This is a genomic window from Paraglaciecola psychrophila 170, assembly GCF_000347635.1.
Taxonomy (GTDB): domain Bacteria; phylum Pseudomonadota; class Gammaproteobacteria; order Enterobacterales; family Alteromonadaceae; genus Paraglaciecola; species Paraglaciecola psychrophila.
The window spans coordinates 4,638,343-4,650,743 of record NC_020514.1 but is presented as its reverse complement, the minus strand read 5'-3'; the positions used below and the strand labels follow the sequence as shown (position 1 = coordinate 4,650,743).

Genomic DNA, 12,401 nt, shown 5'->3' with positions numbered 1-12,401 from the left:
GCTGTAGTCAGTCATACTTTGTTTTTTAATCTAAGTGAGAAACTGACGTTGTCAAAAATTGTATTTCAAGCATCGCAAAAAGAACAACTTATTCAAAAATTACAAAAGTATATGAGCATGGAGTTAGATGTCGAATTAGGCCAATTTGATGCTGACTTTCTTCTAGATTTTATCTCCAAAGAAATGGGCAGTCTATATTACAATCAGGGCCTTTATGACGCGCAAACAGTGCTAGCAGATAGAGTAGACTCACTTACCGACGCCATTTATCAACTTGAGCAGTAAGTATCCCAAGTCACGGTTAAGTAATTTTAAGGATTCACCACACTTTAATAGTTGATGTTGAACGTTCTAAGCATTTAGTAACACTTTCCTTGCCTAATTGCTGATTTTCGCCATGATATTGCCGCAAAAAAAAGGTAACTTACGCGCAATCAAATTTTCTCGGACTAATCATGGCGTTTACCATTAACAAACTTAGGCAGCAACCAGCATGGATTGCTTTAATTGTTATTATTGCCCTGTGCTTATGGGTTGCCTCAGGTATGCTGAAAGCGCAAAACGAAGATAGCTCATCAAAACAAAAAAGTGCCGAAATACCTCTAGTAAAAGTCACGGTAGAACATGTTATTGCCGATGAGGTTACCCGTGAAATAAGCCTGTATGGAAGAACTGAACCAGATCGGATAGCGACGTTACGCTCCGAAGTGAAAGGTTTAGTTAAAGAAGTGCATGTGCAAGAAGGTGATCGTGTCAGTAAAGGCCAAAAAATAATAAGCCTTGAAAAAAGTGATCAGGTAAGCCGCTTACAGTCAGCAAAAGCAACCTTAAAACAACGCGAAGTAGAACTTAAGGGCGCACAAGCTCTTAAAGCACAAGGTTACCAATCGCAAACAGCCTTGGCGCAGGCTACCGCTAATTTAGAAATGGCTAAAGCGGATACCGTGTCCTTCGAATTAGCCGTATCTAGGTCACAAATCACAGCCCCTTTTGATGGCATTATAAACCAACGATTTGTGGAAATGGGTGACTTTCTTAAAGAAGGCGACAATATCGCTATCTTAGTTGATTTAGACCCTTTGGTGATCACTGCCAACGTAACTGAAATAAATGTACAAGCGCTAAAAACCCAACAGCAGGCAACCGGGCGCATGGTGTCTGGTGATATGTTACAAGGTAAAATTCGTTACATTTCCAGTATTTCAGAGCCTGGCACTAATACTTTTAAAATAGAGGTCGAGGTGCCTAATCCAGATTTCTCCCGAATGGCAGGCATGAGTACTGAATTAGCTTTACCCCTAGAAACTACTTGGGCGATGCGTATCTCGCCTGCAGTGATGGCACTCGATGAACAGGGAAATTTAGGTGTGAAAACTGTGGTCGATGAACATGTGAAATTTGTACCTATCGATATTGTTAAGAGTGATAGTCAAGGCGTGTGGTTATCTGGGATGGGCCAACAAGCAGAAATTATTACTATTGGACATGGTTTTGTGAGAGACGGTGACAAGGTTGAGGTGGTAAGAGTTGATACCGCTAAAAATACTTCAATGGGTCTTTCTACAAATAGCCCTTCTTCAAAGGCTATGCAATGAATACTTTGATTTCTGGGACCTTAAACCATAGCCGCACAGTGCTTATGGTATTTGTGCTGTTGCTGATTTCAGGTGTGGTGACTTACTCAAATATCCCCAAAGAGGCTAACCCAGACGTACCTATCCCAGTGATTTATGTGTCAATTGTACATGATGGTATTTCCCCTGAAGACGCTGAACGTATGCTGGTCAAACCAATGGAGCGCGAGTTGCGTTCGATTGATGGGGTAAAAGAAATGCGAGCTACAGCGGGTGAGGGATTTGCCAGTATTACATTAGAATTTATTGCCGGTCTTGATTCTGATGCGGCCCTTGCTGATGTCCGAGATAAAGTCACAGTAGCCAGAGCAAAATTACCCTCAGAAACGGAAGAGCCCACTATTCACGAAGTGACCATGGCAGGTCAACAAGCTGCGGTGACGGTGGTGTTATCAGGGCCTGTTTCAGAAAGAGCGCTGGTAACAGTGGCACGTGAGCTAAAAAATCGACTTGAAGGCATCAGTGAAGTGCTTGAAGTGGAAATTGGTGGTGATCGTGAAGACATCGTCGAGATTGTGGTTGATCCCTTGTTGATGGAATCTTATGGACTCGATCAAACTGACATCCTTAATTTGTTGTCTCGCAACAACCGTCTGGTTCCGGCTGGCACCATGGATAATGGTAAAGGCAGTTTTGCAGTGAAAGTCCCCTCTGTTTTTGAATCAGTGAAAGATGTGATGGAACAGCCTGTTAAGGTACAAGGCGACAGTGTTATTACCTTTCAGGATGTCGCCCAAGTCAGGCGCTCATATAAAGATCCGACTAGTTTTGCGCGCCTAAACGGTGAATCCTCTGTTTCTCTCGAAGTGAAAAAACGCCCCGGTGAAAATATGTTGAAAACTGTCGCTAACGTGAAGGCATTAGTCATAGCAGCCCAAGAGTCAACAATCTGGCCTGCCAGCATTAATGTGAGTTACACCGGCGATCAAACGATTGAAGTCAACATGATGCTTAACGATCTACAAAATAATGTATCCAGCGCAGTTATTTTGGTGGCAATTGTGATTTTGGCTATTTTAGGTTTGCGTACCGCACTTTTGGTTGGCGTGTCTATTCCCGGTTCTTTTTTGACGGGTATTCTAATTATTTCTTTATTTGGTTACACCTTAAATACAGTAGTGCTTTTTTCACTCATCATGGCTGTAGGTATGCTGGTGGATGGTGCAATAGTGGTGACCGAATATGCCGATCGCTGTATGAGTGAAGGAATGGATAAAAAAGTGGCCTACAGCAAAGCTGCACAGCGTATGGCTTGGCCTATTATCGCTTCTACTGCCACCACTTTAGCAGCTTTTGCACCGCTGATGTTTTGGCCGGGCATGATGGGGGAATTTATGAAATATTTGCCCTTTACCTTGATTGCCGTGTTGTCTGCATCATTGTTGATGGCGCTGATTTTTGTGCCAGTGTTAGGCGGGGTATTTGGCAAGCCTAGGCATATTTCTGAATTTGACAAACAACAAATGCATGAAGCGGAAAATGGTGATATTAAAAACTTACAAGGTTTTACGGGTAAATATATTCGTGTTCTTGCTACCGCTATTCAGCATCCATGGAAAATTTTATTAGCCGCCATAGTGGTCGCATTTGTATCTTTTACGGCATATGGTTTATCTGGTTTAGGTACAGAGTTTTTCCCTAATGTTGACGTGCGTGGGATCAACGTCACCGTGCGCAGTGCTGGCGATATGTCTATTTATGAAAAAGACCAAGTGGTGCGTAAAGTTGAAAATCGTCTGCTCGATATGCAAGCCATTGAAACCTTATATGTACGTACCGGTGGGCAAGACCAAATAGGTTATATGCGACTGAATTTGGTCGACTGGCATTTACGCCCGCATTCTGATGAGGTACTCAAAGAAGTCCAGGCTCTGCTAAAAGGTATGGCGGGAATGGATATTGAAATTTCGCCTGATCAAGGTGGTCCGCAGTCCGGTAAAGATTTACAGATCCAGTTGTCATCCCGTTTCCCCGAATTGTTAGATGAGGCAGCTCACAAAATACGAACGGCTTTAGATAATAACGATAAGTTTACGTCTATCAGTGACACTGCGTCCAAACCCGGTATTGAATGGCAACTCAAAGTGAATCGAGCCGATGCAGCACGCTTTGGTGCAGATGCAACGTTGGTGGGTAGCACAGTACAATTTATCACTAACGGCTTAAAAATTGGTGAGTACCGCCCAGATGATGTGGATGATGAGCTAGATATTCGAGTACGTTATCCTCTTGAGTCGCGGTATATTGGTAAACTTGACGAACTCAGAATGAAAACGGCTGGTGGTATGGTACCCATCTCTAATTTTGTAGAGCGCACCGCTAAACCTAAAACTGACCTTATCAGACATATAGACAGTCAAAGAGTGATTACCGTACAAGCGAATATGGTGCCCGGTGAGTTATTAAGTATTGAACTACCTAAATTACAGGAACTGTTACCCACTTTGGGATTAGATCCGCGAGTGACTCTCACGGTCAAAGGGCAAAATGAACAGCAAGATGAATCCACAGAATTTCTTAAAAATGCCTTTCTAATTGCATTGTTTGTTATGGCGATTATTTTAGTCACCCAGTTTAATAGTTTTTATCAGGCATTCTTAATTTTAAGCGCGGTACTATTTTCAACTGTAGGTGTATTTCTTGGTTTGCTTATTTTCCAAAAACCTTTCGGCATTGTGATGTCAGGTATTGGGGTGATCGCTTTAGCGGGCATAGTGGTTAATAACAATATTGTGCTTATCGACACTTACAATATATTGCGTAAAGAGGGGGTGCCTGCCATGGAAGCCATTCTTCGCACAGGTGCACAGCGTTTACGTCCAGTACTTATGACCACAGTCACCACTATCTTAGGTTTATTACCTATGGTCGCAGAGGTCAATATCGACTTTATCGGTCGCAATGTAGACATAGGTGGCCCATCCACAGAGTGGTGGTCACAACTCGCTACTGCAGTGGCTGGTGGGTTAGCTTTTGCTACAGTACTCACTTTAGTACTGACACCTTGTATGTTGGCCCTAAAAGCCAAGCGGGATGAACGTAAAGATAAATCACTGGTTAAGCCTAATCTTCATCCCGCATATTCACCATAGGTTACTCTTTGCTGCGACATTACATTATTATGTGTGTGTCGGTTTAAATTGTAATGTTACTGATTAGTAGTGATTAAGAGTAAGTGTACACTTATTTTTGCAAGTTATTTTTTGATATGATGAAGTCAGTTACTTGCTTTTTTTAGGACTGACGTCAAACAGAAACATAAATAATAAGTCATGCTAATGTATTTTAAGTGATACTTATTATCGACTTATGATGAGTCGCAATTCAGCCGTTGTTTTTTAGGAGTTTATTTTGAACCGTTTTTTTACTTTTTTTACTTTATTTGCTTTTGTAACACTGATGAAAAACAGGTTATCTGTGATTGTCGGATTGTGGCTTGCCAGCAGTGTTTGCTTGGTGTTTGCAAGCAGCCTTTGGGCAACTGAAGTCGCGACTGAAGAATATGATCTTTGGCCTAATACCGAATACAACACCAACATTCCGACCCATACTCAGGTACTCGGTTACAAAGTGGGCGAGCGCATAACCAGCTATGCCGATATGTTACGTTTTTTTGAAGCCTTAGAGTCGGCTGCTCCCGAGCGTATCAAGTTGTTTGAATACGGGAGAACATGGGAAGGAAGAAAACTGATTTACGCCGCAATTGGTGCCCCAGAACTCATCAAAAACCTCGACGGTTTTGCTAAAAACATGCAAAAATTGTCAGATCCCAGAGTCACAAATAAACAACAAGCTAAAGCACTTCAATCAGTTTTACCCAGTTCTGTTTGGTTAGAGTATGGTGTGCACGGTAATGAAATAAGCAGCACTGATGCCGCTATGATGACCGCTTATCATTTACTTGCAGCCCCTGATGAAGCGACCAACAAAAAAATCTTAAGTAACACGTTAGTGTTCATTGACCCCTTACAAAATCCAGATGGCAGAGCGCGGTTCACCCAGCGATATTATGCCACTGTTGGTCTTGAGCACAGTAGCGACCGAATAAGTGCTGAGCAAAATGAACCTTGGCCAAAAGGACGCACCAATCACTACTTATTTGACATGAATCGAGACTGGTTGGCGATTACCCAACCTGAGACGGCTGGAAAAGTGAAGATACTGAACCATTACCGGCCGTTAGTGGTGATTGATTTACATGAGATGGGAGGAGACAACAGTTATTTTTTTGCTCCATCTGCGCAACCGTTTAATCCTAATATGAGCCAAAACCAAATAGACAATATCGGCTTGATAGGCCGTAATCACGGTAAACATTTTGATCGTTTTGGTTTTGATTATTTTACCCGCGAAGTCTACGACGCTTTTTACCCAGGATATGGTGATAGTTGGCCCACATTTTATGGTGCGTCTGCTTCGACTTACGAAGTGGGCTCGGCGCGAGGAATGGGGTTTAAGAAACAAAACGGCGAACTCTTAACCTACAAAGACACGGTACATAAACATTTTGTCGCCTCCATCTCAACAGCTGAAGGTGTGGCTGACAATCATGCCAAATTATTGAAAGATTTTTATCAGTATCAAGTCGATGCTATCGCCAGCGGCAAAGCAGACAAAAAAGAGCGAGTGTATCTTTTGCCAATGCAGCGAGATAGGGCTGGGGCTCATAAACTCGCCACATTAATGGCACGTCATGGTGTAGAGGTAAACCAGTCAACGGAGTCATTTAAAGCATGCGGCAAAGATTATTCTGCTGGCACTTACTGGATAGACACAGCGCAACCCAGAGGGAAGTTTGTTAAAACCACCTTTACTGAGCAAGTGAATATGCCTGACGAATTTATTAAAGAACAAGAACGTCGCAGAGCGCGTTTATTGAACGATGAAATCTACGATGTAACGGCTTGGTCATTGCCCTTAATGTTTAATATTGAAACGGATGCTTGCAACAAAGCAATCAAAGTCAACAGCATCAGTATTGACGAAACCCACAAACTGTCGGGTAATGTGTCAAATCCCAAAGCCTCCGTTGCCTTCCTTGTTGCTTGGGGCGACATGGCTGCAGTTAGATTTTTGACCGGTGCTCTGCAACAAGGTTTAGTGGTTAAAAGTGCAGATAAAGCATTTGTATTAGAGAACAAACAGGCCTTTCCAGCAGGCAGTCTGATTATTGAAAGACGTGTAAATAAGGCAGATTACGCAGACGTAGTGTTATCACTGGCTAATCAAACCGGTGCGTCAGTTATTGGTGTCGATAGCAGTTGGGTTATAGATGGCCCTAGTTTTGGCAGTAACAACACCGTCACAATGAGCGCACCCAAAGTGGCTATGGCATGGGACGAGCCAGTTTACCCACAAAGCGCAGGTAATACCCGTTTTGTGATTGAGAGGCAACTAAATTATCCGGTGACGGCCATTCGGATTAACATGTTAACTAAGTCCAATTTGGCAAATTATCAGGTGTTGATTTTACCTTCTGGCGATTATCAAAAAAGCTTTGATAAATCTGCGATAAAAAACTTAAAAAACTGGGTCCAAAATGGCGGTGTGTTGGTGACTTTCGGAAAAGCCACACAATTTGTTGCCTCCAGTGATGTGGCATTATTGGATGTGAAACGAGAATTTGCTTATAAAAAATCAGAAAATAAAAAATCAGTAGATAAAGGGTCAGCAGAGAAAAACAAGTCAAGGGCAAAAGGTCAGTTATTTACTGAGAAACAAGATTTACTTGATGCCAGCGAAGTCAAACAACAAAGTCCTGACAATGTAGCAGGTATATTAGCCAATGTTGAAGTTGATCAAGAACATTGGTTGACAGCTGGGGTGAATAAAAATGTTGTAGCCTTGGTCTTAGGCCGTGATATTTATGCACCCATCACCCTTAAGTCAGGTAAAAACGTTGCATGGTTTAGTGGCCCCGAAACTGTCTTAGCAAGTGGATACCTGTGGCAAGAAAACAAGGAACAGCTAGCGTATAAACCTTTTCTTATTCATCAACCCCTTGGAAAAGGCATGCTTGTGAGTTTTACTCAAGAGCCTACAACACGTGCGTATTTAGATGGATTAAATGTGTTGTTAACTAACAGTATCTTTAGGGCTGCGGCCCATGCTAAACCTTTACGATAAACAGCAGGAAATAGAATAGAGACAAAACCAGACTGTTTGATGACCACTCAAGCAGTTGTCATCAAACGGTATCAAAAGTGAAATAATTTATTCAAACTGCGATGTTAGCTTAAGCTAAACCTGTTGGCTTAAGCTAAACATATGCAATTCAATTACATCGTTTATTTTGTTTTAATTCTGTTGGGATGTTACCTCGTATCAAAGGCATTCATCCGTCTGCAGCTCTCTCGCGCTAAACACCCCTCTCTTCGAGGCCACAGTAAATGGTCGCGGCGTATAGCCAGAAAAATCCCCTTTTTTACTTATACTGACTCCAAGTATTTTAGCACTGATGGTGCACCTAATAATATTGCTCAACTCAGGCGAGCAGGCATGCAAAGGTTACAGGACAAGTTAGCCAAACAATCTATAAAAACCTTGGCTTATTGTGAGTCCATAGAAAAGAGTATTTCAGATGTACGTTTTACCAGCCACTACCGTATCCCTTTTCCATTTCGAAATCGCTTAAGCAAAATATTCAAACTTGGCTCTATCGCAGATGAAACCAAAGGCAGCCAAATAAAAGATTTGGATGGAAACTGGCGTTATGACTTGTCAGGCTCATACGGCGTAAACGTGTTTGGTTATGATTTTTATAAAGAATGTATGGAAGTCGGTGCTCAGAAAACCAAATTGTTGGGACCAGTGCTTGGTGCATATCATCCTGTTATTGGCGAAAATGTAGCACTGATCAAACAAATATCGGGTTTAGACGAAGTCTCCTTTCATATGTCGGGTACTGAAGCCGTGATGCAAGCGGTGCGGCTAGCTCGATATCACACAGGCAAAACACACCTTGTTAGACTATGCGGTGCTTATCACGGCTGGTGGGATGGCGTACAGCCGGGCATTGGTAATAATCGAGCAACCCACGACGTGTATACCTTGGCTGATTTAAGTGAACGCACTTTGCATGTGCTTAAAACTCGCAAAGATATAGCCTGTATATTAATTAATCCGTTACAAGCTTTTCATCCTAATGCCGATTCAGCATCAGACGTGTCGCTGATTGCTAGCGACCGTGATACCCATTTTGATAAAGCTGCGTATAGCTATTGGTTATGCAGGATCAGGAAAATCTGTACTCAAAAAAATATCGTATTGATATTTGATGAAGTGTTCACAGGGTTTAGATTAAGTTATCGAGGCGCGCAAGGTTTCTTTGGCGTTCAGGCGGACATGGTGACCTACGGCAAAACCTTAGGCGGTGGTTATCCGGTAGGGGTGTTGGCAGGTACCTATTCCTTAATGAAACGTTTTAAAGATGATAAGCCAGTAGATGTATCATTTGCGCGAGGCACCTTTAATTCTCATCCTTATGTGATGGGGGCCATGAATGAATTCCTCAGGCGAACTCGACTACCCGAGATACAAGCCTTGTATCAAGCATCTGAATCGCTTTGGAATGAACGGGTGGCTGACTTTAATCAGCGGTTATTAGTCGAAAAACTTCCTCTTAAAATTACTAATATGCATTCTATTTTGTCGGTGATTTATACCCAGCCAAGTCGTTACAACTGGATGTTGCAATTCTATTTGCGTCATGCCGGCCTGGAGCTCAGTTGGACAGGCACTGGCCGGTTTATCATGAGTTTTAGTTACACCGACGAAGAATTTGAGCAGGTAATTGAGTGTTTTGTCAAAGCGGCACAACAGATGTCGCAAGACGGATGGTGGTGGTCACATCTTGAGTTGACTAATAAAGCGATCAAGCGGCAATTTTTAGGGGATATGTTGGCCGCCATGTTTCCTATACTAAGCCCTGTTTTACGTCCCTTATTACCTGCACCGCTGAGTAAGCTTAAATGCTCGGTCAATCTAACCAATGAATCTTTAACAGCAGCTGAATTTGTAGTGCCGCCTAATAACAACACAAACCAGGTAGGTTAAATATGTTAATCAAAAAAGATAAGCGACAAGAGCAGAGTTTTAGGCCGTCTTTACACGTTGAATTTGATATTTTTTTACAACAGCAGAGCCAGAGGTTTGCCTCAGAAAATTGTTTGAAAATTGATTTTCATTGCCATGACCACAATAGCGATGTACCAGACGAATTATGGGGGCGTATCCTCAGGTTGCCTGAAACATGGTTAAAAACCAAAAAATTGGTCAAGTTGCTCAAAGATAACGGAAGCCAAGTCATCACCATTACTAACCATAATAATGCGCGTTCTTGTTGGGATCTCAAGGCGAAAGGCATCGATGTATTGGTTGCTGCAGAATTTACCTGTTTTTTTCCAGAGTACGATTTGTTTATTCACGTTTTAACCTATGGATTTAGCCAAGAGCAGGAAGTGATACTCAATACCAAGCGTCAAAACGTGTATGAATTTTTGCGTTATGCTGCGGCCCAAGACCTGCCTGTCATTATGCCGCACCCTCTATACTTTTATACTCGTAACGGAAAAATTGACCTAAGCCTGTTTGAAAAGCTTGCGGTGATGTTTGTGCGTTTTGAAGTGTTAAACGGACAAAGAGATCTGTGGCAGAGCGTGCTGACACTAAACTGGGTGCAAAATCTCAGCCCCGAAAAAATTCTCAGTTACGCCAGAAAACATAATCTCAACCCTGCCGACTTTGCTGTTGATCCTTATACACCTAAAGTGTTAACCGGAGGCTCTGATGATCACACTGGCATTTTTGCAGGGCAGTGTGGTTCGTACTTATATATCGACAATTTGGCCGAGCGTCTTAAAACCACCCCCGCTTCTGAACTGGCATTAGAAGCTATGAAAAATGGTGATGTCGCACCTTTTGGTCAAGTGGGTGAGAATCAAAAGCTCAATATTGCGTTGCTAGATTATTTTTCACAGGTGGCGACTAAAATTAAAGATCCTGGCTTGTTTAGAATCATGCTTCACCGTGGTTCAACATGGGACAAAATTGGCTGTTTTGTGATCAGTAACCTTTTGTTAGAAATGCAAAAACATAAAAAAACCATGAAGTTCTTCTCTTTTGTCCACGAATCACTGCAAGGTAAAAAACCTAATAAGTTACTCAAGTGGCAAGTGTCTAAAGACTATAGGTTTTGTATTACCCAATTAGAAAAAATCGCTGACAGTAGAAAAGAGGGTCTTGAAGCGTTCACCGACACCACTAACCTTGCCATAAAAGACTTGTTTACTCATCTCAATCGACTGATTGCACAAAGGATAGAAAGTGCGATTAAAGACAGTAAAGGCATCCGCTTGGACAGTTTTTCTACTGAAGAGATAACCCGTAAGATTGAAATTCCTAGCCAACTTACAGCGTTATTTTTGGGTGAAGGAAAACGCCAAGATAATATGAGCAATATCCGAATTGAAAAGTTATTAGATAAATTATCCTTCCCCATCCTAATCAGTTTGATTTTGGCGGGCTCTACCTTGGCATCGACCCGGGTGTTGTATCAAAATCGTCAATTGCTCAATCAATTTGCTCAACATTTAGGGAAAAATCAGCATTCCAACCGCGCCCTATATCTAACCGACACATTGCTCGACAAAAACGGCGTCTCAACATCCTTGTCTGGCAAGCTCAAAGAAATTCAACGAGCTGACTTACCAGTCGATTTTTTGATCTGTCACGCAGATGCAAAACCCACCTCACATTTACATGTGGTACGTCCGATCACTGAATTTGAAGTGCATCGTTATGGTGAACAAAAAATTCGCATACCCGACTTAATGGAAATTGCTAATATTTTTTATACAGGCGGTTACGACAGAATTATTTGTTCAACAGAAGGTCCAATGGCAGCGGTATCACTGTTTATTCAACAAATGTTCAACGTGCCTAGTTACTTCTTTATGCACACCGATTGGGTGGACTTCATTAAACATACCACCGACCTCAATCAACACGAAAGAGACAGAGTTAGACGCTTAATGCGCGCCTTGTACAATCGATACGATGGTGTCTTTGTGCTCAATAGTGAACACAAAGACTGGCTAACAGGGCACGAAATGCAACTCAAGGAAGATAAGGTGTTTTTGACTTCTCACCACACCCAGCCAAGAGATGTAGGTCTGCACAAAATCAGCAAAGCCAGCATTATCCCAGGTGCAAATGATGATACTCCGGTGTTGTTTATTGCCTGCAGGTTAAGCAAAGAGAAAGGAATTTTGGACTTACCTGAAATTGTTGAACGAGCTAAAAAGCGTATTCCTAAGCTAAGAATTGTGGTGGCGGGTTCAGGCCCTGCTCAAGAGCAACTTAAGCAAATATTACCCGATGCCATATTTTTAGGTTGGCAAAACAAAAAGCAGCTAACAGCCTTGTACTTAGGTTTAGATTTATTTGTGTTCCCGTCACGTTTTGATACCTTTGGCAATGTGATTTTAGAGGCCTTTGTACATGGTATGCCTACTGTTGCTTACAACTGCAAAGGGCCTAAAGACATTATCCAACATAATAAAAATGGCTATTTGGTGGATGATATTGCCGGAATGAGCTCAAAAATCATTGAGTATTTTTTACATCCAGATATACAGCATAATATGCAGCAAAAAGCCCTGCAAAGGGCCTCTGAATATCAGGCAGAACCTATCATGCAGCAATTTTTGCAAGACATGGGTTTAGAACTACCTATTATGTACAACAATCAAAGAACGGTGGCTTAAG

At 42.1% G+C, this 12,401-nt stretch carries 6 protein-coding genes; all 6 read left to right on the top strand.

What is annotated here, in order from left to right:
• Positions 1 to 48: 48 nt before the first annotated feature.
• The 6 genes from C427_RS20360 (at position 49) to C427_RS20335 (ending at position 12,400) form a co-directional block, all read left to right on the top strand.
• Complete coding sequence (locus C427_RS20360; protein WP_007642571.1) at positions 49 to 285, top strand: DUF2164 domain-containing protein; 237 nt, start codon at positions 49 to 51, stop codon at positions 283 to 285.
• Between the two features lie 170 nt (positions 286 to 455).
• Complete coding sequence (locus C427_RS20355) at positions 456 to 1,595, top strand: efflux RND transporter periplasmic adaptor subunit (protein ID WP_007642570.1); 1,140 nt, start codon at positions 456 to 458, stop codon at positions 1,593 to 1,595.
• Positions 1,592 to 4,726, top strand: coding sequence for an efflux RND transporter permease subunit (locus C427_RS20350; protein ID WP_081589082.1), 3,135 nt, complete (start codon positions 1,592 to 1,594; stop codon positions 4,724 to 4,726). Before C427_RS20355 ends, C427_RS20350 begins: the two co-directional genes overlap by 4 nt.
• 259 nt (positions 4,727 to 4,985) lie before the next feature.
• Positions 4,986 to 7,760 carry a M14 family zinc carboxypeptidase gene (locus C427_RS20345; protein WP_007642563.1) on the top strand — a complete coding sequence of 925 codons (2,775 nt, stop codon included), beginning with the start codon at positions 4,986 to 4,988 and terminating at the stop codon, positions 7,758 to 7,760.
• A 141-nt stretch (positions 7,761 to 7,901) separates the two neighbouring features.
• Positions 7,902 to 9,689, top strand: coding sequence for an aminotransferase class III-fold pyridoxal phosphate-dependent enzyme (locus C427_RS20340; protein WP_007642561.1), 1,788 nt, complete (start codon positions 7,902 to 7,904; stop codon positions 9,687 to 9,689).
• A gap of 2 nt (positions 9,690 to 9,691) precedes the next feature.
• Complete coding sequence (locus tag C427_RS20335) at positions 9,692 to 12,400, top strand: glycosyltransferase (protein ID WP_007642557.1); 2,709 nt, start codon at positions 9,692 to 9,694, stop codon at positions 12,398 to 12,400.
• Position 12,401: the final 1 nt, after the last annotated feature.

What these genes read in the sequence shown, in the direction of transcription:
- C427_RS20355 (WP_007642570.1), top strand. Translation starts at nt 456, where the DNA reads ATGGCGTTTACCATTAACAAACTTAGGCAGCAACCAGCATGGATTGCT.
- C427_RS20350 (WP_081589082.1), top strand. Translation starts at nt 1,592, where the DNA reads ATGAATACTTTGATTTCTGGGACCTTAAACCATAGCCGCACAGTGCTT.
- C427_RS20340 (WP_007642561.1), top strand. Translation starts at nt 7,902, where the DNA reads ATGCAATTCAATTACATCGTTTATTTTGTTTTAATTCTGTTGGGATGT.
- C427_RS20335 (WP_007642557.1), top strand. Translation starts at nt 9,692, where the DNA reads ATGTTAATCAAAAAAGATAAGCGACAAGAGCAGAGTTTTAGGCCGTCT.